Annotated in this window: 19 protein-coding genes and 2 tRNA genes; 8 read left to right on the top strand and 13 right to left on the bottom strand. The window is 60.3% G+C overall.

Annotated features, from left to right (window positions below; genetic code table 11):
- Nucleotides 1–96: 96 nt before the first annotated feature.
- Complete coding sequence (locus RB216_RS23905) at nt 97–963, bottom strand: TIGR02285 family protein (RefSeq protein ID WP_068932564.1); 867 nt, start codon at nt 961–963, stop codon at nt 97–99.
- Nucleotides 963–2,162 carry a CaiB/BaiF CoA transferase family protein gene (locus RB216_RS23900; protein WP_028617804.1) on the bottom strand — a complete coding sequence of 400 codons (1,200 nt, stop codon included), beginning with the start codon at nt 2,160–2,162 and terminating at the stop codon, nt 963–965. Before RB216_RS23900 ends, RB216_RS23905 begins: the two co-directional genes overlap by 1 nt.
- A gap of 136 nt (nt 2,163–2,298) precedes the next feature.
- Between RB216_RS23900 and RB216_RS23895 the strand changes: the two genes are divergently transcribed.
- Both RB216_RS23895 and recJ read left to right on the top strand, forming a co-directional pair.
- Nucleotides 2,299–2,841, top strand: a complete 543-nt coding sequence (locus RB216_RS23895) for a YaeQ family protein (protein ID WP_016977727.1) — start codon at nt 2,299–2,301, stop codon at nt 2,839–2,841.
- A gap of 197 nt (nt 2,842–3,038) precedes the next feature.
- A complete protein-coding gene (gene recJ, locus RB216_RS23890; protein WP_028617803.1) occupies nt 3,039–4,748 on the top strand; it encodes a single-stranded-DNA-specific exonuclease RecJ in 1,710 nt (569 codons plus the stop codon).
- 198 nt (nt 4,749–4,946) lie between these two features.
- On the opposite strand, the gene RB216_RS23885 is transcribed toward recJ, so the two are convergent.
- The 4 genes from RB216_RS23885 to RB216_RS23870 all read right to left on the bottom strand — a co-directional run bounded on the left by RB216_RS23885 (nt 4,947) and on the right by RB216_RS23870 (nt 9,511).
- Nucleotides 4,947–6,227, bottom strand: a complete 1,281-nt coding sequence (locus tag RB216_RS23885) for a virulence factor family protein (protein WP_028617802.1) — start codon at nt 6,225–6,227, stop codon at nt 4,947–4,949.
- Complete coding sequence (mprF, locus tag RB216_RS23880; RefSeq protein WP_028617801.1) at nt 6,227–8,869, bottom strand: bifunctional lysylphosphatidylglycerol flippase/synthetase MprF; 2,643 nt, start codon at nt 8,867–8,869, stop codon at nt 6,227–6,229. Before mprF ends, RB216_RS23885 begins: the two co-directional genes overlap by 1 nt.
- Before the next feature lie 279 nt (nt 8,870–9,148).
- Nucleotides 9,149–9,225: transfer RNA gene (locus RB216_RS23875), tRNA-Met, on the bottom strand.
- A gap of 209 nt (nt 9,226–9,434) precedes the next feature.
- Nucleotides 9,435–9,511, bottom strand: a tRNA-Met gene (locus RB216_RS23870).
- 280 nt (nt 9,512–9,791) lie between these two features.
- On the opposite strand from RB216_RS23870, the gene dinB reads away from it, so the two are divergent.
- On the top strand, nt 9,792–10,856 hold the full coding sequence (gene dinB, locus RB216_RS23865) for a DNA polymerase IV (protein WP_068931555.1): 1,065 nt from the start codon (nt 9,792–9,794) through the stop codon (nt 10,854–10,856).
- Nucleotides 10,857–10,955: 99 nt separating this feature from the next.
- Here the strand turns inward: dinB and RB216_RS23860 are convergent, their stop codons facing one another.
- The 4 genes from RB216_RS23860 to RB216_RS23845 form a co-directional block, all read right to left on the bottom strand.
- Nucleotides 10,956–11,909 (bottom strand): hypothetical protein, encoded by a 954-nt coding sequence (locus RB216_RS23860; protein WP_028617799.1) that lies wholly within the window; start codon nt 11,907–11,909, stop codon nt 10,956–10,958.
- A 20-nt stretch (nt 11,910–11,929) separates the two neighbouring features.
- Nucleotides 11,930–13,645: a proline--tRNA ligase gene (locus RB216_RS23855; protein WP_028617798.1), complete on the bottom strand. Its 1,716-nt coding sequence runs from the start codon at nt 13,643–13,645 to the stop codon at nt 11,930–11,932.
- A gap of 198 nt (nt 13,646–13,843) precedes the next feature.
- Entirely contained in the window at nt 13,844–15,376 is a 1,533-nt protein-coding gene (locus RB216_RS23850) for an AmpG family muropeptide MFS transporter (protein WP_028617797.1), read from the bottom strand.
- A 43-nt stretch (nt 15,377–15,419) separates the two neighbouring features.
- Nucleotides 15,420–15,782 (bottom strand): MGMT family protein, encoded by a 363-nt coding sequence (locus RB216_RS23845; RefSeq protein ID WP_016975520.1) that lies wholly within the window; start codon nt 15,780–15,782, stop codon nt 15,420–15,422.
- A 145-nt stretch (nt 15,783–15,927) separates the two neighbouring features.
- Between RB216_RS23845 and RB216_RS23840 the strand changes: the two genes are divergently transcribed.
- The 5 genes from RB216_RS23840 (at nt 15,928) to groL (ending at nt 20,574) form a co-directional block, all read left to right on the top strand.
- Complete coding sequence (locus RB216_RS23840; protein ID WP_025854818.1) at nt 15,928–16,935, top strand: DUF481 domain-containing protein; 1,008 nt, start codon at nt 15,928–15,930, stop codon at nt 16,933–16,935.
- A gap of 123 nt (nt 16,936–17,058) precedes the next feature.
- Entirely contained in the window at nt 17,059–17,790 is a 732-nt protein-coding gene (locus RB216_RS23835; RefSeq protein ID WP_028617796.1) for a HugZ family pyridoxamine 5'-phosphate oxidase, read from the top strand.
- 66 nt (nt 17,791–17,856) lie between these two features.
- Entirely contained in the window at nt 17,857–18,333 is a 477-nt protein-coding gene (locus tag RB216_RS23830) for an FxsA family protein (protein WP_016975517.1), read from the top strand.
- Between the two features lie 247 nt (nt 18,334–18,580).
- The gene (locus RB216_RS23825; protein WP_017846112.1) at nt 18,581–18,877 is read left to right on the top strand and encodes a co-chaperone GroES; all 297 of its coding nucleotides are present in this window, start codon (nt 18,581–18,583) and stop codon (nt 18,875–18,877) included.
- Nucleotides 18,878–18,927: 50 nt separating this feature from the next.
- Nucleotides 18,928–20,574 (top strand): chaperonin GroEL, encoded by a 1,647-nt coding sequence (gene groL / locus RB216_RS23820; protein ID WP_028617795.1) that lies wholly within the window; start codon nt 18,928–18,930, stop codon nt 20,572–20,574.
- 73 nt (nt 20,575–20,647) lie between these two features.
- Here groL and RB216_RS23815 read toward each other — a convergent pair whose 3' ends face one another.
- The 3 genes from RB216_RS23815 to RB216_RS23805 all read right to left on the bottom strand — a co-directional run bounded on the left by RB216_RS23815 (nt 20,648) and on the right by RB216_RS23805 (nt 22,996).
- Complete coding sequence (locus RB216_RS23815) at nt 20,648–20,890, bottom strand: hypothetical protein (RefSeq protein WP_308907972.1); 243 nt, start codon at nt 20,888–20,890, stop codon at nt 20,648–20,650.
- Nucleotides 20,891–21,009: 119 nt separating this feature from the next.
- Nucleotides 21,010–22,308 carry a sensor histidine kinase gene (locus RB216_RS23810; protein WP_308907971.1) on the bottom strand — a complete coding sequence of 433 codons (1,299 nt, stop codon included), beginning with the start codon at nt 22,306–22,308 and terminating at the stop codon, nt 21,010–21,012.
- Nucleotides 22,298–22,996, bottom strand: a complete 699-nt coding sequence (locus tag RB216_RS23805) for a response regulator (RefSeq protein WP_308907970.1) — start codon at nt 22,994–22,996, stop codon at nt 22,298–22,300. Before RB216_RS23805 ends, RB216_RS23810 begins: the two co-directional genes overlap by 11 nt.
- Between the last annotated feature and the right edge of the window lie 155 nt (nt 22,997–23,151).

Here is a 23,151-nt window from a genome sequence, read left to right as displayed (position 1 = left end):
TCCGGTGTTTGTGCCTTGTTGTACTGGTCTTTGTAGGCCACGTTTAACCCCGAAGTGTCTCCCCACGCTCCGGGGTTTCTTTTTGCCTGCGATTTGTCAGGGGGCCGGCGAGTCCTGGAAAAAACTCGGGTTATCGCGCAGATACTGTTCACGCATGACGGGGTCCAGCCATGAGGCGTAGGACTGCTGTATCTGCTCTTGTGGGATTTCGCGCAGGATCTGGTTGATCCTTTCGATGGCTTGGCGTCCCTGGGGCGTATCCGAGCAACCGATGTGCGTCCGTTGGTAAGGCGCCGAGCCTTTGATGGGGTAGAACATCAAGTCGTCCGAGACGATGCCCTGCTGCATCGCGTGATAGCGGATTTCCGGCCAATAACCCAACACCGCCTCCAGTCTGCCCAGGCGCTGCATCTGCAACAGGCTACCCAAGGCGTCGTTGCCGTAATGCAGTGCGAGCTTGTGCGCATCAGCGTGCTTGAGCTGTTCATCGATGACAGGCCCGTAGCTGCGCTCGGCGATGGCTCCCACCCTAGACGTGTGAGCATCGAGGAACGCCTGCAGGTCAAACTGGCCTTGCGTGATGTAGGGCGCCATGGCGTCCTGCTGGTCGTGTCGGATGGTGACGCCATTGCCGGCCACCACAAACGCCTGGCTGGAAAACACGACGTACCTGGCCCGTTCGGCCGTCCACAGCAATGACGGATCACAGGTGAACGTGGGCTCACGCAGCATTTGCATGCCCCGTGCGCGATTGACGTGCAGCACTTGGTGGCGGTACTCCGGCAGGCGTTCGATGAGTATCGGCAGTAACTGGTCCAGCGCACCCTGGCCTTTGCGTGGGCCTTCGAAAATGGTCAGGGGAGGCAGGTCACGTAATAGCCAGACCAGCGTGTCTTCAGCGTTGGCGGTCGGGCCCCAGGCGAGCATGACGCCGAGGCAAAGCTGAGCAAGCCTGCGGATCATCAGATCGCGCCTGCCTCACGTAAACGCACAATGGCGGCAGCGTCATAACCCAGCCCGCCCAGCACCTGGCTGTTATGTTCACCCAACTGCGGCCCGACCCATTCGCAGCTGCCCGGCGTGTCCGACAGCTTGGGCACGATGCCCGGCATCTTGAAGTCCTTGCCGCCAGGCAACTTGGCCTTGAGGAACATCTCCCTGGCGAGGAATTGCGGGTCGCCGAGCATGTCTTCGGCGCTATAGATGCGGCTGGCGGGCACTTCGGCCTTATTCAGGATCTCTACCACCTGACCCAGCGGCAGCGAGTTCACCCAGCGATCAATTACCCCATACAGCTCATCACGGCGGCTATCGCGCCCGTCATTGCTGGCAAGTGCAGGATCGTTGGCGAGGTCTTCTCGACCGATGGCCGACATAAAGCGCTTGAAGATCGCATCGCCGTTGGCGCCAATCTGTACATGCTTGCCATCGGCGCTGGTGTGGATCGAGGACGGCGTGATGCCGGGCATGATGTTACCGGTGCGTTCGCGGATGAAGCCAAACACGTCGAACTCCGGAATCATGCTCTCCATCATGGCGAAGATGGCTTCGTACAGCGCCACATCCACCACTTGCCCCAAACCGCCATTGACTTCGCGATGACGCAGCGCCATCAACGCACCGATCACCGCCCATAACGCGGCGATCGAGTCGCCGATCGAAATACCGGTGCGGACCGGCGGGCGGTCTTCAAAACCGGTGATGTAGCGCAGGCCGCCCATGGATTCGCCCACAGCACCAAACCCTGGCTGATCTTTCATCGGCCCGGTCTGGCCAAAGCCGGAGAGACGTACCATCACCAGCTTGGGGTTGAGGGCGTGCAGGGTTTCCCAGCTCAGGCCGAGTTTTTCCAGCACGCCGGGGCGGAAATTCTCGATCAGGATGTCGGCGTCGGCCAACAGTTGCTTGAGGATGGCCAGACCGTCGGGGTGCTTGAGGTTCAGCGTCAGCGACTGTTTGTTACGCGCCTGCACGAACCACCACAGCGATGTGCCCTCGTACAGCTTGCGCCATTTGCGCAGGGGGTCGCCGCCGTCGGGAGACTCGACCTTGATCACGTCGGCGCCGAATTCCGCACAGATACGGGAGGCAAACGGGCCGGCGATCAGGGTGCCGAGTTCGATGACTTTCAGTCCGGCAAGCGGTTTGGCGTTGAACGACATGAGGATCCTTGTCTGCGCAGGGCGTGGGTGTGATGCCTTTTAACATAGGCGAGTAGCCCTGGGCAGCGCAGGATTCGTTGAATAGCCTCGCCATCGGTTAGACTGGCCGCCTTTCCCTGTCTCTAGAAGCCCGTTCATGGCCCAGCCGTCCACGACCTACAAATTCGAACTCAACCTCACCGACCTCGATCGCTCGGTGTACGAGAGCGTCAAACAAACCATCGCCCGCCACCCGTCGGAAACCGAAGAGCGCATGACCGTGCGCCTGCTGGCCTACGCCCTCTGGTACAACGAGCAGTTGTCGTTCGGGCGCGGCCTGTCAGATGTAGACGAACCAGCCCTGTGGGAAAAAAGCCTGGATGATCGGGTTTTGCACTGGATCGAAGTCGGCCAGCCCGACGCCGACCGCCTCACCTGGTGCTCGCGCCGCACCGAACGCACCAGCCTGCTGGCCTACGGCAGCTTGCGCGTGTGGGAAGGCAAGGTAGTGCCGGTGGCGAATAACCTGAAAAACGTACACATCGCCGCCGTGCCCCAGGAAGTCTTGGAGACCCTGGCCAAGGACATGCCCCGCGTCATCAAGTGGGACGTGATGATCAGCGAAGGCACGATGTTCGTCACCGACGACCGTGGTCAGCATGAAGTCCAACTGCAATGGCTGGTCGGCGAACGCGGCTGAGACTGTAGGAGCCAGCTGTTGTGGTGAGCAAGCTTGCTTGCGCTGGGGTGCGAAGCGCCCCCCAAAAAGCGAGAGGCTGCTACGCAGCCCACGGAAGCAAGCTCCCTCGCCACAACAAGCCAGCTCCCACAGCTGATCTGCGTTGCCTTTAGCATTGCTAACTAACTTTCAAATAGAAGAGAAGCTCCCGTCACCCCATGCGTATCGATCCTCGCCCGTTGCCCGCCGTCCTCCCGTTTCTCGGTGAACTGCCACCGCTGTTGACCCGTCTCTACGCCGCGCGCGGGGTGCAGTCCGAGGCCGAGCTGGATAAAAGCCTGGCCCGGTTGATTCCCTATCAGCAGCTCAAAGGGATTGATGCGGCGGTGGACTTGCTGGTGACCGCATTGGAGCAGCGCCAGCGTATCTTAATCGTCGGTGACTTCGACGCCGATGGCGCCACCGCCAGCACTGTAGGCACCCTGGGCCTGCGTTTGCTCGGTGCGGCCCATGTCGATTACCTCGTGCCCAACCGTTTCGAGTACGGCTACGGCCTGACCCCGGAAATTGTCGCTGTCGCCCTGCAGCGCGAGCCGCAGTTGCTGATCACCGTGGACAACGGCATTTCCAGCGTCGAAGGCGTGGCGGCGGCGAAAGCGGCGGGGTTGCAGGTGTTGGTGACGGACCACCACTTGCCTGGTGATGAGTTGCCGGCGGCAGATGCCATCGTCAATCCGAACCAGCCCGGCTGTGAGTTTCCGAGCAAGGCCCTGGCCGGCGTGGGTGTGATCTTTTACGTGCTGATGGCACTGCGTGCGCGCCTGCGCAGCTTGGGCTGGTACGACAACAAGCCGCAACCCAACATTGGTGAATTGCTCGACCTGGTTGCCCTGGGCAGCGTGGCCGACGTAGTGCCCCTGGACGCCAACAACCGCATCCTCGTGCATCAAGGCCTGGAGCGTATCCGCGCTGGCCGTGCGCGGCCGGGGATCAAGGCGATCCTGGAAGTGGCCAAGCGCGACGCGGCACGCATCACTTCTACTGACCTGGGCTTTATCCTCGGGCCACGTTTGAACGCTGCGGGTCGCCTGGATGACATGAGCCTGGGGATCGAATGCCTGTTGACCACCGACGTTGCCGCTGCCCGTGAAATGGCCGCGCAACTGGATGGCATGAATCAGGACCGTAAATCCATCGAGCAAGGGATGCAGCGCGAGGCCTTGGCCCAGCTCAAGGACCTGCCGGTGGAGTCGATGCCCTATGGCTTGTGCCTGTTCGACCCGGAATGGCACCAAGGTGTAATCGGCATTCTGGCGTCGCGCATGAAGGAGCGGTATTTCCGACCGACCATCGCCTTTGCCGACGCCGGTGATGGCCTGTTGAAGGGCTCAGGGCGCTCTGTGCAGGGTTTTCATATCCGTGACGCCCTGGCGGTGGTCGCGAGCCAGCATCCCAACCTGATCGCCAAATACGGCGGCCACGCCATGGCGGCTGGCCTGACACTGCGCGAGGAAAATTTCCCACTGTTTGCCGAAGCCTTTGATGCTGAAGTGCGTCGGCAACTGCGTGAGGAAGACCTGACCGGACGCTTGTTGTCGGATGGCACTCTGGCGGTGGAAGAGTTTCACTTGGAACTGGCCCGCGCGTTGCGACATGCCGGGCCGTGGGGGCAGCACTTTCCCGAGCCGGTCTTTCACGGTGTATTCCAGTTGGTAGAGCAGCGCGTGGTGGGTGAGCGGCACCTGAAGGTGGTGCTCAAGACTGAATGCGGGTCAGTGAAACTCGATGGCATTGCCTTTGGCGTGGACCGTGAAGTCTGGCCGAACCCGACCGTGCGTTGGGTGGAGTTGGCGTACAAGCTGGATGTGAACGAGTTTCGTGGGAATGAGACTGTGCAACTGATGATTGCCCACATCGAACCGCGCTAGACGCTGTAGGAGCAAGCTATCTGGGGTGAGCGGGCTTGTGTGGTAAGCGGGCTTGCCCCGCGCTGGGCTGCGCAGCAGCCCTAAAACCAAACGCCGCATTCTGTCTGACAGAATGCGGCGTTCTTATTGGGGCGGCTTCGCCACCCAGCGCGGGGCAAGCCCGCTCACCACAAAAGCCAGCTCCCACGGGGGAAGAGCTTATTCGGTTTTGGCCTGGTGCTTCACGATGATATCCACCAACCGCTTCGCCAGCGCCGGGTAATTCTCATCGAAGTGATGCCCACCTGGCAACTTCAACGCTTCACCCACGGCTGTCTTGTCCGTGCAGCCGCTCTCGTCGACCTCTTCCGCGCCGTAGATGCACACCACTTTCTCAGGGGGCAGCTTGGCCATTTCCGGCCCAGTGGCGGCTTCTTTACCGGCGTTGCCCAACCAGCCTTCCACTTCAATTTCGAAGCTGCCCGTGCGCGCGAACGCCAGCAGAATGATCGCGTCCACGCGCTGCTGCTCGTTTTCCGGCAGGCGGTTGTAGATGGCCGGCAATACATCGGCGCCGAACGAATAACCGGTCAGTACGAAGCGCTTGGTGCCCCATTTCTGACGGTAGTGCTGCATCAGTTCGGTGAGGTCCTTGGCGCTTTGTTCCGGGGTCTTGTGCTGCCAGTAGTAACGCAGAGTATCGATACCCACCACCGGGTAGCCGATCTTGGCCATTTCACCGGCCACGTCACGGTCCAGGTCACGCCAGCCGCCATCACCGGAGAGGAACAGGGTGACGGTATCTTTCGCTTGGCCGGCCGGGACTTCAACCACCGGAATCGCCAGGCCGCCGTTGTCCGAACCTACCAGTTGCTTGCGCAGCTCGTTGTTCAGCACTTGCGGGTAGTGAATGTCGTAGTCGCTGATACTGGTGGTGGCGCGCGGGGTGTCACGTACGAAACTGGCGCTTTCATCGTCAGGGTTATCGTTCCAGGCCACCAGCCAATTGCCGTGTGCGGCTGTCTTTGGCAGTGGATCCTTGCAGCCTTCCTGCACCAAGGCGAAGCCGACGGAGATGGCGTTGGCCTTGTCGTCGTTCTGGGTGGCCAGCCAGCGCCAGGCGAGGGCGGCGCCAGGGCCGATGCCGCTGACCAGCGTTGCTTGGCCCTTGAGCTGGCCCAGGGCGTTTTGCAGCGCTTGTTCCTGCAGCTTGCAGTCGTCCTTGGGCAGGATCACCTGGACAATCTGCGCCTTGCCGCCTTGGCTCAAGGCGACCAGTTGGCTGTCGGTCAGGATTTCATCGGGCATCACGGCCACGGCCACACGGGCTTTCGGCGTTCCGTACGGGGTTACCCGGGTCATCACCGAGCCATCGGCCTGGGGCAGTTGCTCCAGGGTTGGCTGCGGGGCAGGGCGGTTCCAGTACCAATAGCCGCCACCCAGGATCAGGGCGAGCAGCACTACAAAGGCCAACACATACCGCCAGGAGCGTCGAATCATCAGCGTTTCACCAATCCAGTCAAGCCGCCCGCGATCAGGGCGGCGGTATCGGCCAGTGCCACCAGCGGATCAAGTCCTGCGGGCACGGCCATGTAACGGGGTTCCCAGTCAGGCTGGAACTTGTCTTTGAAGCGGCGCAAACCTTGGAAGTTATACAGTTGCTCGCCACGTCGGAACACCATCGAGCCCAGGCGTTGGGTCAGCGGGGCGCCGCGTCGTGGTTGCAGGCCCGACAACGGCACCATACCGAGGCTGAAGCGGGCGTAGCCGTGACTCTTATAGTGTTGAATCAGGCCGACCATCATGAACTCCATGGTCAGCTTGGGCGCGTCCGGGTGGGCGCGCATCAGGTCGAGACTGGCCAGGTCGTGGTTGTAGGTCTCGAGCAGGTTGGCGAAGGCCACCGGGCGCCCTTCGAAGCGAATGATCGCGATGCGAAAGTGCTTGAGGTAATCGTCGCTGAAACGTCCCAGGGAGAAGCCTTTTTCCCGTACGTTCTTACCGGTCAGCCAGGCATCGGAGATTACCTTGAGCTCGTCCATCGGCGCGGTGCCCGGCTCGCAGATCTCCAGGGACAGGCCGTCCCGCGAGCCGCGGTTCCAGGTGTAGCGCAGATCCTTCATCTCTTTGCCCTTGGCTTCCAGGTCAAAGCGTTTCAGGTCGACGCGGGCTTCTTCGCCCAGCTTGATGGCGGTGAGGCCGATGTCCATGTAGTACGGCAGGTTCTCGGCGCGGACCTGGTAGAACACCGGGCGCGCATGGTGAATGTCGCACAGGTCACGGAACTGCCAGATCATCTCGGCCCGTGGCTGGGTCGGGCCAATCGGGTCGTACAAGGCTACCAGGCTGCGGCCGCGACGGGCGTACATGAGGAAAGCTTCATCATTGGGGTGGAACAGCAGCGCTTTGTCGCCGGTAAGCGCCAGGCCTCCGTCGGGCTGGGACGAGGCCATCAGGATCTTGCTGGCGCGCTCCAGTTCGTCTGGCGTCGGCAAGTGGATCACCGGGCGCGCGGTGCGCAGCAGCCAGGTCAACGACACGATCACTAGCACCACGGCGGCGCCCAGCAGCGAGCGCAGGCCGCGTGGAGCGTTGGCGTCCAGGGTGAACTGCCACCACAGTTGATGGCTGTACGGTACGTCTTGATAAGCGAACAATAGCAGCCAGATCGAAGCGCCCAGCACGCAGACACTGGCCACCAGGTACAGCGGCGAGAAGGGCAGTTCGGTGAGGCGGCTGGCGCGATAAAACGAGCGTCGGAAGATCGCCAGCAGGATCGCGGTCATGGTCATCAGGCTGGCTTCTTCCCAGTCGAACCCCTTGAGCAGCGAGAGCAGGGCGCCGACCAACAGCAGCACCATGGTCAGCATCCAGGCAGCCGACAAACGTCGACGCAGACCCTGGGCCAGCAACAGGCACAGCACGCCGATCAGGCTGGCGCCAAAGTGCGAGGCGTCAATCAGGCGGTGGGGAATCAGGAAGCCGATGTTTTCCAGGCGTGAGTCGATTTCGGGCGTGGCGCCAGAGAACAGCAGGACCACGCCGGACAAAAAAACCAGCACGGCCAATACTGGCGCTGCCAGCCCCGAGGCGACCCGCAGGCTTTGCTGGGTCTGGAACAGGCGCTGTGCTTCGTTGACCAGCAGGAACACGCAGGCGATCAGCAGCGGCAACACCACGTAGATCATGCGATACAGCAGCAGGGCGGCGGCCAAAGGCGCGGCGCCCAGTTTGTCGGCGAAGGCCGCCAGCAGGATCGCTTCAAATACGCCCACACCGCCCGGTACATGGCTGAGCACACCAGCGGCCAAGGCCAGCAGGTACACCAGCAGGAAGGGCCCGAACGGCGGCGCTTCCGGCAGCAGCATATAAAGGACAGTGGCGGCAGCGGCCACGTCCAGCGCGGTAATGATCAGTTGCAGGAAGGTCAGGCGGCGACCCGGCAGGCGCAGGGTTCGACGACCGGCTTTTACCAGCAGGTTATCCGGGTAGGGTTGTTCCGGCAGGCGACGGCGATAAATGCCTATGCACAACACCGCCGACAACAACAGCACCGCGCCAGCAATACCGCCCAGCACAGCCTGTGGCAAATGCAGGTAGGTCGATGCGGCGGGCAGGTTGCTCAGTGTCGCCAATGCAGCCAGTGGCGGCAGTGCAGTACCGAGCGCCAGGCTGGCGAACACTGTCATGTGCGCGACTTCCGAAGCCCCGATGCCATGGCGTGCATATAAACGGTAACGCACCGAACCGCCGGAGAGCATCGACAGGCCAATCGCATTGCCGATGGCGAAGGCGGTAAAGCCACCGAGGGCCAGGGTTTTGGCGGGCAGGTTCACGCCCGCGTAGCGCGCGCCGGAAAATTCGTAGCCCAATAGAATGACGAAACCGGCGACTGCCGCCGCAAACGCACCCAGCAAGGCGGGCTTGGGCACTTCCAGGATCGAGTCGTGGAGGGCGTAGAGGTCCAGTTCCAACAGCAGGTGTCGGCAGGCGATCAGGGCGATGGCGAACAATAATAGGGTGACGGCCAGCCCGATGGGTTGCCGGTACTTGCTCACCAGATCCAGCCAACGTAAACGAGTGGGTGTGATCGGTTGTTCTGCTGTGACAGTGTCTTGTGGTTCAGACGAGTTGGCGCGCATCAATCACCTCGTGGATTGTGCGCGACAGGATGGAGGTATCCAGCCAAGTTACCAATCCCTATGGACAAAATAATTACAAATATTAACGCGTATCACCGGGTGCGGCGACAGCGGCCATTGGTCGTAGAGGGTAGCGATTGAGCATTCAGCATAGCTTGCAAAGAGATGGACTCAACAAACCGTGTAGGGTTTCATGAAAGTTGCCATGCCATTGTTTCAGAAGAACTTTTTCACCGGATACAAAAAAGGCCACTCTTTCGAGTAGCCTTTTTTGATGTTTGGTTGCGGGAGCCGGATTTGAACCGACGACCTTCGGGTTATGAGCCCGACGAGCTACCAGACTGCTCCATCCCGCGTCTGTGGGCGGCATTCTACAGCCCAACGGCGGGGTGTCAACCGTTAATGGGCTGATGGGTCAAATAAGTGTGAATTTGTCGTTACACGTTGACCAAGAACGGTAAGTGCGCGACGAGTAAAGAGTTTTTTGTCTTACAATTTTCGTACAGGAAGGAAAAACGAGCAGGCACAAAAAAGGCCACTCTTTCGAGTAGCCTTTTTTGATGTTTGGTTGCGGGAGCCGGATTTGAACCGACGACCTTCGGGTTATGAGCCCGACGAGCTACCAGACTGCTCCATCCCGCGTCTGTGTGTCGGCATTCTACAGAGGAACGCAGGTGTGTCAACCCGTGAATCGAAGAAAAGCGCTTGTGGTTCAATCGGTTAGCTCTCCAAGGTGGCCTCTCGATACCCCGCCAGCCCAGTGTGGCTGAGGGTTTCAGCTCTATCAGCAGGTAAAATTCGATTGAGAAAATAAATTCATCCGGGATTTTTCCTACCGCTCAAGCGGAAGAATCAAACTACTGGTGCTATATACAGGTGTGAATGCGATACTGGCCACCCGTAGGTACACACCCCCGTTTATATGACGCAGCGCAAAATCATCCACGTCGACTGTGATTGCTTCTACGCCGCCATCGAGATGCGCGATGACCCGAGCCTGGCGCAAAAACCGCTGGCGGTGGGTGGCTCGGCCGACCGGCGCGGGGTGATCGCCACCTGCAACTACGAGGCGCGGGCCTATGGCGTGCGCTCGGCCATGTCGTCACGCCATGCCTTGAAGCTGTGCCCGGACCTGACCATCGTCAAGCCGCGCATGGATGCCTATAAGGAAGCGTCGAAGGAAATCCAGACCATCTTTCGCGACTACACCGACCTGATCGAGCCGTTGTCACTGGATGAAGCCTATCTGGACGTGTCCGACAGCCCGCATTTCGGCGGCAGTGCCACGCGTATTGCCCAGGATATTCGCCGGCGTGTCTCCAACCAGTTGCACATCACCGTGTCCGCCGGCGTGGCGCCGAACAAGTTCCTGGCCAAGATCGCCAGTGATTGGAAGAAGCCCAACGGACTCTTCGTGATCACCCCGGACCAGGTTGAAGACTTCGTCTCGCAGTTGCGCGTGAGCAAGTTGCACGGTGTGGGCAAGGTCACGGCGGACAAACTGGCGCGCCTGGGAATCGAAGACTGCCTGCAGTTGCGCGAGTGGAACAAGCTGGCGTTGGTGCGCGAATTCGGCAGTTTTGGCGAGCGGCTGTGGAGCCTGGCCCGTGGGATCGATGACCGCGTGGTGCAGAACGACAGTCGCCGGCAGTCGATCAGTGTGGAAAATACCTACGACGTGGACCTGCCGGATCTCTCAAGTTGCCTGGCCAAACTCCCCGAGCTGATGGAAACCCTGGCCGGACGCATGGCGCGCATCGACAGCAGTTACCGGGCAGGCAAGCCGTTCGTTAAGGTGAAATTTCATGACTTTACCCAGACCACCTTGGAGCAGGCGGGGGCAGGGCGGGATCTGGAGAGTTATCAGCAACTGCTGACGCAAGCGTTTAACCGCGGTGGGAAGCCGGTGCGGTTGCTGGGGATTGGGGTGCGGTTGCTGGACCTGAGTGGTGGTAACGAGCAATTGGAGCTATTTACCCCTCTGTAGGAGCGAGCTTGCTCGCGAAGAACGCATCGGCACCGCGTTCATTCAGAATGCCCGCGTCATCGTTGACGTTTTTCGCGAGCAAGCTCGCTCCTACAAGGTTCAGCGTGCGCCTGGATCTGCGACGAGACGCCCCGCATCCTTGGTCAACGCCTGCAGGAATTCCTGCTGCAACTCGGGATCATTGCGGGTCAGTTCGATCAGGCTTTGCTCCAGCTCGCTGGCTTCTTCTTCCAGGCCCAGTTCAGACAAGCGCTTGACCCTATGCACCCACTGACTGACTTCGTCATCTTCCAGGTCGTCGTAGATCAGTCCGTGGGCTTCCAGCAACTTATTGCGCAAGGTGCTGCTGACCGCCAGCGTGGAGTCCGAATGCACGTCGTCCTGGCCATCTTCCACGCTGATCTTCAAGGTCGTGACGCGGTTCAGGTCCTGCTCGGCAAACGGGCTGTCCAACAGGTTCAGGCGCAATACGCCATTACGGTCGGTGGTCAGCTCATGGACTTGCTTGCCGGCGGTAACTTGCACCGGGCGTTCGCTCCAGGGCAGGCTCGAATACTCCACGCGCTTGTCGCGCTGGACTTCATCAATACCCGCCAGGTTCTGTTGCGCACGGCCGTGGGACTGCACGTTCATGAACGGGTTTAGGCCGTCCACGCCGTAGATCAGCCAGTCACGCGTCACACTGGTCGGCAGGTTGCCAAGGGCGAATACGTTCACCACATTGGCGCCCGCGCCGGCCACCAGGGCTACGGCACCCAAAGGCATCTCATAGAGTTTGCGCCAGGGCTGGTAGGGCGTGTAGCGGTCGTAACGACGGGTGACTTCGAACTCGGTGACCTCGAAGGTCTTCTGTTCGTGAATGCGGACCCGGCGTTGCGGCAGCTCCAGCACTTTGGGTTCGCCTACATCAATCTGCAGGCTGTGGTCGAGCAACTTACGCTCGACCCGCTCCTCGTGCTCACTGCGTTGCGACATCTGGTTGGCGCAGCCGCTGACCAGCAGGGCACCGCACAAGGCGGCGCCCCCCAGGGCTCTGGTGTTTCGCTTGAACATGACTTCTCTTGATCTGGTTTTCAGCGACGAATACGCGCCTGAAGGAAAGACAGCACGTCAGCCACCGGCAACGGTTGGGCTTCGGCTTCGGTCCGGCTCTTGTATTCCAGATTGCCATCGGCCAGGCCGCGGTCACTGACCACGATCCGGTGCGGGATGCCAATCAATTCCATGTCGGCGAATTTGATGCCCGGGCTGGTTTTCTTGTCCCGGTCATCCAGCAACACTTCAAAACCGGCGGCCGTCAGATCGGCATACAGTTTGTCGGTGGCTTCGCGTACTTGCTCGGTTTCATAACGCAGCGGCACCAGAGCCACCTGGAACGGCGCGAGGGCGTCACTCCAGATGATGCCTTTCTCATCGTTGTTCTGCTCGATGGCAGCGGCAACCACGCGCGATACGCCAATGCCGTAGCAGCCCATCTCCAGGGTGATCGGCTTGCCGTTCTCGCCCAGCACTTCGCACTTCATCGCCTTGCTGTACTTGTTGCCCAGCTGGAAGATGTGCCCGACTTCGATGCCGCGCTTGATTTCCAGGGTGCCCTTGCCATCCGGGCTTGGGTCACCGGCCACCACGTTGCGCAGGTCGGCCACGGTCGGAACCGGCAGGTCACGCTCCCAGTTCACGCCGAAGTAGTGCTTGTCGTCGATGTTCGCGCCGATGCCGAAGTCGCTCATCAGCTCGACCGAACGGTCGATGATGATCGGCAGCGGCAGGTTCAGCGGGCCGAGCGAACCTGCGCCGGCGCCAATGGCGTCACGCAGTTCGGCGTCGGTAGCCATGACCAGCGGGCTGGCCACGCCAGGTTGCTGGGCCGCCTTGATTTCGTTGAGTTCGTGGTCGCCACGGATCACCAGGGCGATCAGCTTGCCTTCTTCTTCGGCGCGCACGATCAGGGTCTTGATGGTCTTTTCAATCGGCAGATTGAATTTTTCCACCAGGGCCGCGATGGTCTTGGTCTCAGGTGTGTCCACCAGGCGCAGCTCTTCAGCCGGTGCTGGACGGGAGGTTTCCCGTGGCACGGCTTCGGCTTTCTCGATGTTCGCCGCGTAGTCGGAGCCGTTGCTGAACACGATATCGTCTTCGCCGGACTCGGCCAGTACGTGGAATTCGTGGGAACCGGCGCCGCCGATGGAGCCGTTGTCCGCTTCAACCGGACGGAACTTCAGGCCCAGGCGCGTGAACACGTTGCAGTAGGCCTGGTGCATGCGGTCGTAGGTGACCTGCAGTGACGCCTGGTCGGCGTGGAACGAGTACGCATCCTTCATGATGAATTCGCGGCCGCGCATCAAACCGAAGCGTGGACGGATTTCGTCACGGAATTTGGTCTGGATCTGATACAGGTTCAGCGGCAGCTGTTTGTAGCTGCTCAGCTCGTTGCGCATCAGATCGGTGATCACTTCTTCGTGGGTCGGGCCGGCGCAGAAGTCGCGGCCATGACGATCCTTGAAGCGCAGCAGCTCAGGGCCGTACTCTTCCCAGCGCCCGGATTCCTGCCACAGTTCAGCCGGTTGGGTACTCGGCATCAACACTTCCAGAGAGCCGGCAGCGTTCATTTCTTCACGAACGATGGCTTCGACCTTGCGCATCACCTTCAAGCCCATGGGCAGCCAGGTGTACAGGCCGGAGGCCAGTTTGCGGATCATGCCGGCGCGCAGCATCAGCTGATGGCTGATCACGACCGCGTCGGAAGGCGTTTCTTTCTGTGTGGCGAGCAAATATTGACTGGTACGCATGGTAGGCCGTTGTCGGTTGCTTGGACTTGAAATGACTCTGGATTGTACGGGCGCAAACTGCCGCCGTACAGGCATCAGAATGTAGGGATGTCTGTAGTGAGGGAGCTTGCTCCCGTTCGACAGCGCAGCTGGAGCCGGCTTTTGGGGCTGCTTCGCACCCCAGCGGGAGCAAGCTCCCTCACCACAAAAGCATGTGTGTCAGTCTTCCTGCGGTGGATTCAACCGAATTCGCCGATTCTCCTGAAACCAATGCAGCGCAATCAGCAGCAACGTCGGCACACCCAGCATGCAGGTGATCAGGAAGAAATTGTGATAGCCGAACTTCTCCACCATCACCCCCGAATACCCACCGATCAGCCGCGGTAGCAACAGCATGATCGAGCTGAGCAACGCATATTGGGTGGCGGAGAACTTCAGGTTGGTCAGGCTGGAAAGGTAGGCTACGAATGCCGAGGTCGCCAGCCCCGAGCTGAAGTTATCCAGGGAAATGGTGAAGATCAGCATCTGCAGGTCAGGGCCCATGTCGGCGAGCATCACGAACAGCAGGTTGGTGCCAGCCGAGGCCACACCGCCGATGAACAGGATCGGCAGGATGCCGAAACGCACAATCAGCAGGCCGCCCATGCCGGCGCCAAGCAAGGTCATGATCAGGCCGAAGATCTTGCTGACCCCGGCGATCTGGTCCTTGGTGAAGCCCTGGTCGATGTAGAACACGTTGGCCATCACGCCCATCACGGTGTCGGACATGCGATAGGTAGCGATCAGCCCCAGCAGCAACAACGCCTGCCAGCGGTAGCGCAGGATAAAGTCATTGACCGGCGTCAGCACCGGCGCCAGGCCACGGCGGCCCATGGCCGAGAGGCATAGGGTGGTGAGCGTTATATAGAGGATGGCCCGCAGGAATGCGCGGTCTTCCATCAGCAAGTCCCACAGGCTCATGCCATGGAACAGCACGCTTTCGAAGTCAGTGTTGAACAGTTGGGTGAACATGGCCGGCACCGACACCAGCAACACGATCAGTACAAACACCGAAACCAACTGATGCACAAAGCTGTAGCGCCCGGCCTGCAATTGAGTGCGCAGTGGCACATTCGGTTCGCGCATGAAGAAGGTGGTCAGCAGCGCCGGGATCATCAGTACCCCGAACAGCACATAGGTGCCGGTCCAGGCCGAGTGTTTATAGTTGAAGCCGGTGGAGCCGAAACCTTCGGCAAAAAACAGTGCGCCCGCTGTGGCGAGCAGGGCTGCAATGCGATAGCCGGACATGTAGCTGGCGGCCAGAGCAGCCTGGCGGCTGTCGTCGGCGATTTCCAAGCGATAGGCGTCGACGGCGATGTCCTGGGTGGCGGACGCAAAGGCAACGATGACCGCGATAGCGATCAGCCAGGACAAGTGTTTCTGCGGGTCGCAAAAACCCATGCCGATCAATCCGAGGATCACCAGCGACTGGGCCAGCACCAGCCAGGAACGGCGGCGCCCGAGTTTGCCGAGCAACGGCAGGCGCCATTGGTCGAGCAGCGGCGACCACACCCACTTAAAGGCATACGCCAAACCGATCAAGCTCGCGTAGCCGATGGTTTCGCGCGCCACACCGGCTTCGCGCAACCACACTGAAAGCGTCGAGAACACCAACATGTAAGGCAGGCCGGCGGCAAAGCCGAGCAACAACAGGACTAACGTCGAGGGGCTGGCATAGGCGGCGAGCGCGGCGCGCCAGGTTTTACGGGGCATGGGCTGGAGTCTGCCTCAGATTTGCGGAAACAAAGCGCGCACTCTAACCGCTGTGCTCTACCGGGCGCCAGCCATGGCGCTGAATATCAACGCGATTGTTGCGGACAGTGACGCCTTCATCGCGCAAACGCGCGCGTTGCTCGTCACCCGAGGCACTGCCCACCGGCAGACTTATCCGACCGCCGGCACCCAGCACGCGGTGCCAGGGCAGCTTGGTGTCTTCGGGAAGCTGGCTTAGCGTACGGCCAACCCAGCGCGCCGCACGCCCGAGCCCCGCCAAGTGGGCCAGCTCACCGTAGCTCACCACGCAGCCTGCGGGCACTTGGGCCAGGGTCAGGTAGAGCGCGGTGCGGCGCATTTCGGCGGGGCTTTGTGGTGTTTCGGCGGGCTGATTCACGGTAGGCATATCCATTGATACCGACGGCACAATTGTAGGAAAGGTCTGTAAGTGTGCTGGTGAGAATTGAACTCAACATAAATCCTTGAGTCAGTCCTAGCTATCTAACACGATAACCGCCCTTTTTCGCCAACCTTGAGCTCCTTATCCGCTTATGCTGTCCAGAACCCTGCTGTGCCTCGCTGTTTTCAGCGCCTCCACGCCTTTGCTGGCCGATACCGTCTGGTTGAAAAACGGTGACCGCCTGACGGGCAAGATCAAGGTCTTCGACGGTGGCAAGCTGCTGATCCAAACCGATTACGCAGGCGCCATCCCGGTAGACTGGAAACAGGTGAAAACCCTGGAGAGCGACCAGGAACTGCTGGTCAAGCAGGACGCCTATACCGGCGAGAAGGCCAAGTCCCTGAAAGCGGCGGACGATGGCAAAGTGGTCCTGGCCAACGGCGAAGCGCCCAAGACCGTCGAACTGGCCAGCATCCAGCAGATCATCAAGCCCAAGCCGGTGGTTGAAGACCTGGTGTGGAAGGGCAATGTAGACATGGCGCTGGACTATAAACGCGCCGATAAAGACACCAACGACTACGACATCGACTTCAAGACCACCGCCCGCCATGGTCAATGGCGCCATACCGGGCAGGGCGAGTACAACCGCGAGTTCCAGGACGACGTCACCACCACCGACAACTGGGCCCTGGAATACGACCTCGACCGTTTCCTGACCGAGCACTGGTTCTGGCAGGGGCGCTTGACCTACAAGCGCGACAAGGTTGAAGACCTGTCCCGTCAGCGCACCGTCGGCACGGGCCCGGGCTATCAGTTCTGGGACGATGAGTTGGGCGCGTTCTCCCTGGGCTCGCTGGTCAACCGCACCGACTATGAATACGCCGACGGCGGCAAGGACAACTTCTATTCCCTGGCCATGAAGTGGAATTACAACCGCTACCTGGTGGGCAAGACCGTCGAGTTCTTCACCAACGGCGAAGTGGGCAAGCCCATCGGCGGTCCTGCGGAATACTCGTTGGACGCAGAAATGGGCCTGCGCTACAAGGTCACCGAGTGGGCGTCGCTCAACCTCAAGGCCGAACGCGACGTTATCAGTGGAGACTCAGACAGCAGCCTGAGCAAAACCCGCTATACCGCAGGCTTTGGCGTGGCCTGGTAACACGGGCGTACAAAACCTGCTTGGCAACCTTTGCCGATAATGATTACCTTGCGTTGAGATTCATTCCCATAGGCCCATAGGCCCATAGGTCATGGAGCGGCTGAATACCCGAGGAGTCATACGTTGAGCGCACAGGTTGCCAAGAACGCCCGAGAGCTGTTGCTCAAGGAATACCGTGGGGCTCTCGCCACACAGTCCAAAGCCATGCCCGGCTTCCCTTTCGGCTCGGTAGTGCCGTATTGCCTGGACGAGCAGGGCCGCCCGCTGATCCTGATCAGCCGCATCGCCCAACATACTCACAACCTGCAGAAAGACCCCAAGTGTTCGCTGCTGGTGGGTGAGCGCGAGGCGGATGACGTGCAGGCCGTCGGGCGCCTGACCTACCTGGCTGAAGCCGAAAAACTGGAGGAGGGCGCTGCCATCGAGGCGGCGGCCGAGCGTTATTACCGCTACTTCCCCGATTCAGCCAACTACCACAAGGCTCACGATTTCGACTTCTGGGTGCTCAAGCCGGTGCGTCACCGATATATCGGTGGTTTTGGCGCGATTCACTGGGTCGATCAGTTGACGTTGGCCAACCCGTTTGCGGGCAAGGCCGAGCGCAGCATGATCGAACACATGAACAGCGATCACACCAAGGCCATTGCCCATTACGTCGACCTCACCGGTTTGCCGACTTCCGAGCCTGCCCAGTTGGCCGGTATCGACAGCGAAGGCATGCACTTGCGTATAGGCCAATCCTTATATTGGTTGCCGTTTGCGGAGTCTTGCAACACGCCGACACAAGTGCGCGAAGCCTTGGTTTCATTGGCTCACGCCGAGGTTTGGCCGAAAAAAGAAGCCGCTGACGCTTGAATTCACGAAACGGCGACGTCATCTAAGGTGGACTGGCAAGGCATTCTTGCGTTGAGGAACCATTTGATGCGCCCTTTTTTGTTGCTCTTTCTGCTGTTCCCGGTGTTGGAGCTGTTCGTATTCGTTCAAGTCAGCAGTGCGATCGGCTTTTTCCCGGCCCTGTTGCTGATCATTCTCGGCTCGATGCTCGGCGTTCTGGTGCTGCGCGTCGCCGGCCTGGCCACGGCGCTGCGTGCCCGTGAAAGCCTTAACCGGGGCGAACTGCCCGCGCAAACCATGCTTGAAGGCCTGATGATGGCCCTGGCCGGTGGCCTGCTGATCCTGCCAGGTTTCATCAGCGACGTGGTCGGCCTGGTGATGTTGCTGCCGTTTACCCGCAAATTGCTGGCAGGCAAGATGCGCCAGCGCGCCGAAGAGGCAGCGATTCGCCAGCGTGCGTTCGCCGATGACCTGCAACCCCGTGGCGGTCCGGCCCCGCGCCAGCCGCTGGGGCGTGAAGGTGATGTGATCGAAGGTGAGTTCGAGCACCGCGACAGCAAATAACCGCTTAGCTGGCACGGCACCTCTGGGTGCCGTGCTGCTTTCAGTCGTCGGCACACGCAAAAAAATTACGCCACGGCCCCTTGTAATAAGCTTATGCGCCCTTATGTAACGGTCACCGCAAGGTTTCTGGTGGCGACACCAGACAGACTTCCGCGTCTTGCTTGGCGAGGCGCGACCGGCACAGCCGGAATACACCCCGCCGGTATTGACACCGGCCGATGAAAAACACAATTAGGAGAGATCGACAATGAGCAAGCTTCGTCCTCTGCACGACCGCGTCGTAATCCGTCGTAGCGAAGAAGAAAAGAAAACCGCTGGCGGTATCGTTCTGCCAGGTTCGGCTGCTGAAAAAGCCAACCACGGTGTGATCGTCGCTGCGGGTCCAGGCAAAACCCTGGAAAACGGTGAAGTGCGTGCTCTGGCCGTTAAAGTCGGTGACAAGGTTGTATTCGGCCCTTACTCCGGCAGCAACACTGTGAAAGTTGACGGCGAAGACCTGCTGGTCATGGCTGAGAACGAGATTCTCGCCGTACTGGAAGGCTGATTCCCCCGTTCATTTTCCCGTTACTCCAAAGTATTTAAGGATTATCGATCATGGCTGCTAAAGAAGTTAAATTCGGCGATTCCGCCCGCAAGAAAATGCTCACCGGTGTCAACATCCTGGCTGACGCAGTAAAAGCGACCCTGGGCCCGAAAGGCCGTAACGTGATCATCGAGAAGAGCTTCGGCGCTCCGACCATCACCAAGGACGGCGTTTCTGTAGCAAAAGAAATCGAACTGGAAGACCGTTTCGAAAACATGGGCGCGCAGCTGGTCAAAGACGTTGCCTCCCGTGCCAACGATGACGCAGGCGACGGCACCACCACCGCTACCGTCCTGGCTCAGGCCATCGTCAACGAGGGCTACAAAGCCGTCGCTGCCGGTATGAACCCAATGGACCTGAAGCGCGGTATCGACAAGGCGACCATCGCTATCGTTGCCGAGCTGAAAAACCTGTCCAAGCCATGCGCTGACACCAAGGCTATCGCTCAGGTAGGCACCATCTCCGCCAACTCCGACAGCTCCATCGGCGACATCATTGCCGAAGCCATGGAAAAAGTCGGCAAAGAAGGCGTGATCACCGTTGAAGAAGGCACTGGCCTGGAAAACGAACTGTCGGTTGTTGAAGGCATGCAGTTCGACCGTGGCTACCTCTCCCCGTACTTCGTCAACAAGCCAGAAACCATGGTTGCCGAGCTGGACAGCCCGCTGATCCTGCTGGTTGACAAAAAGATCTCCAACATCCGCGAAATGCTGCCAGTACTGGAAGCCGTTGCCAAAGCCGGCCGCCCACTGCTGATCGTTTCCGAAGACGTTGAAGGCGAAGCCCTGGCGACTCTGGTTGTGAACAACATGCGTGGCATCGTTAAAGTCGCAGCCGTCAAGGCTCCAGGCTTCGGCGACCGTCGCAAGGCCATGCTGCAGGACATCGCCGTTCTGACCGGCGGTACCGTTATCTCCGAAGAGATCGGCCTGAGCTTGGAAAGCGCTACCCTGGAAAACCTGGGCAGTGCCAAGCGCGTGACCATCTCCAAAGAAAACACCATCATCGTTGACGGTGCTGGCGTTGAGCAGGATATCCAGGCTCGCATCACCCAGATCCGTGCCCAGGTTGCCGAGACTTCGTCCGACTACGACCGTGAAAAACTGCAAGAGCGTCTGGCCAAGCTGTCCGGCGGTGTTGCAGTGATCAAGGTTGGCGCCGGTTCCGAAGTTGAAATGAAAGAGAAGAAAGCCCGCGTTGAAGACGCCCTGCACGCAACCCGCGCAGCCGTTGAAGAAGGCGTGGTACCTGGCGGTGGCGTTGCGCTGATCCGTGCTCTGGAAGCCCTGGCCAACCTGACCGGCGACAACGCTGACCAGAACGTCGGTATTGCCGTACTGCGTCGCGCTGTTGAAGCACCACTGCGCCAAATCGCTGCCAACTCCGGCGACGAGCCAAGCGTTGTGGTCAACGAAGTCAAGAACGGCAAAGGTAACTACGGTTACAACGCTGCGACTGGCGTCTACGGCGACATGATCGAAATGGGCATCCTGGACCCTACTAAGGTAACCCGTTCCGCGCTGCAAGCAGCAGCCTCCATCGGCGGTCTGATCCTGACCACCGAAGCTGCAATCGCTGACAAGCCGAAGGCTGAAGGCGCAGCTGGCGGCGGTATGCCAGACATGGGCGGCATGGGTGGCATGGGCGGCATGATGTAAGCCAGCCTTACCCGGCTAATAAAAAACCCGCCTGCAGTGATGCAGGCGGGTTTTTTTATGGGCGACTTCTCACTCAGCCGATTCCGCGTCGTCGCAATAGCTTCTTGAACGTCATCCCGCGGGCCAGGGTGGGTTGGCCGATAAAGAGCACACGTGCAGCGGACCACGGTGCAGTCGCACTGTCGAAAGGCTCTTCGGTAGGCACATGTGCGGTTGTGCTGGGTATGGGCCGCCCCCAGTGGCAGGCCAGCAGTGAACTGGCGGCGATACACAGCGACAGCATCAACGTGGGCAACTGTTTCTTGGGGGGACGCATGAACGGGCTCTCCAACCGGATCCAAAGGACGGGACCCAGGGTGCAGGGGCTCTCCTGGATCAGGTGGCGAGATTACGGAAAATGCCAGCGGTGCACTGTCACAGGCTGTAACACGCTGGTTACTGGGGGCGTAGGGGCAGGATCAGGGTCAGACGTGCACCGCCCAGCGGGCTGCGCGCAACGCATAATTCACCGCGATGCCATTGGGTCGCGCGCTTGGCCAGTGCCAGGCCGAGGCCGAAACCGCCGGGCTCATCACCGCCCATGGCCAGGCGCACAAACGGTTCGAATACCTTTTCGCGGTTTTCGGCGAGGATGCCAGGGCCATCGTCGTCCACATGTAGCACAAGATGGTGCTCATCTTCGCAGGCAGCGCTGACGCGCACTTGGTCGCGGGCATAGGTGATGGCGTTGCTCAACAGGTTGCGCACGATCAAATGCAGCAAGGCGCGGTCGCCGATCAGTTGCAGATCCGCCGGATCCGTCTCCAGGCTCAGGCGGCGATGGTGCCCGTCGAGCAAAGCGAACTCCTGATGCAGCCAGTCACGGATTGGAATGGGTTCATGCTGCAGGTCGGTGGGCGCACCGGCCATCCGGGCAAAGGCCAGGCTGGCGCGGACCAGGGCTTCGAGTTCTTCCACATCGGTTTGCAAGCGTTCCTGCAGGCGCGTGCGCGTGAGGGGATCGTCGCTTTTGCTCAGCAGGGTCAAGGCGAAACGCATTCGTGCCAGAGGCGTGCGCAGTTCGTGGGAAACGGCTTGGGACACCTCTCGGTGACGCTCGCTCATGGCGGTAATGTCCTGCGCATGTTGTTGCACGGTTTGCAGCAACGGCGTCCATTCCTTGCCCATGGCCGGCAGCATGGCGTTGGGCGTGCGAGCCAGGGTGCCCAGGCAGGCATTAAGTGCTTCTACATCGGCGCTGCGTTGGCGACGTGCGCGCAGACCCAGCCACATCCAAAGCACCAGGGGCAGGCCGGCCACGCACGCGGTGATGCCATAGACCGGGAATTGCAGGAGGTCCTTGACCTCAGCCGTTCCCCACATCGGGCCGAACTGGATCAGGGTAGTGTCGTCGAGCGGAAAGTAAGTGATGTCTTCATCGCTGCTCTGCGCCGGTTGTTGGTGTTTGAGCATGATCAGGGCTTCGGGCGGCAGTTCGATCGCGTCCAGTTTGACCAGGCTGATCGGGTACTGGAAGCGCGCACGCAACGCGTCCATGCGCGCTTCACGCTGCTCGGCCGGCAAGGGCTTGAGCTGCTCCGCCACCAGGTAGCCCGGCCCGGCCATCAAGCGCAAAAAGCTGTATTCGCCGACGAACACCGAGGCGTTGGCGCACAGCCACAACAAATAAAGGGTCAACGCGCCCCAACTGGTGCCCGCCACGATCGCCATCCAGGGCCGCACTTTAGAGAGCATGCCGGGCGCCTTGCGGGATTTCGACAAACAGATAGCCCTGGGCCGTGATGGTCTGGATGGTCACCGGGCAATCCAGGCTCATCAGCTTCTTGCGCAGGCGCGAGACGCGCATGTCCACGGAACGATTGAGGCCGTCGTATTCCAGGCCACGCAGGCTTTGCAGGAGTTGTTCCCGGGTCAGCAACACCCCGCAATGGCGGGCGAAGATCGTGAGTAAGTCGAACTCGCCCACCGAAAACTGCAAGGGCACCTCATCGAGCCAGGCGAAATGGTTGCCGAGGTCCAATCGAAACGTGCCCCACTGGTAATACGCACGCGGGGCTTGCGGATGGCGCCGCAGCAACGAGCGGATCCGGGCCAGCAACAGCAGCGGGTCGACCGGCTTGACCACATAATCGTCCGCGCCGACGTTGAACCCGGTCAATTGCTCGGCGTTTTCGTCCAGCGCCGTCATCATCAGGATCAAGCCGGGGTACTGGTCGCGAATCTGTCGGCACAGCGTGAAGCCGTCGATGCCCGGCAACATTACATCCAGGATCAGCAACGCCGGCTGTTCGTCGCGTATACGCTGGGCCGCGCGGTCGCCGCGATGTTCCACCGCCACGGTAAATCCTTCGGCGCGCAGGAACTCGGCGGTCAGCGCGGCCAGAGGGCGGTCATCTTCGATCAGCAGCAGCGTGTCGGACATGAAAGGGCGTCGTCGCCAGAGAATGGGCGCAAGTGTTACGCCCTTGAATAGGGGAGGCAAGGGCCGTTTGTTTGGCGGCCATTTTAGCGCTGGCGCTGTCATCGGTTTGTGAAGCTATAGTGAAAATCTCGTTCAACTAAAATATCGGTTGAAAA

The organism is Pseudomonas canadensis (assembly GCF_030980095.1).
Lineage (GTDB): Bacteria > Pseudomonadota > Gammaproteobacteria > Pseudomonadales > Pseudomonadaceae > Aquipseudomonas > Aquipseudomonas canadensis.
This window is presented reverse-complemented; position numbering and strand designations above follow the sequence as displayed.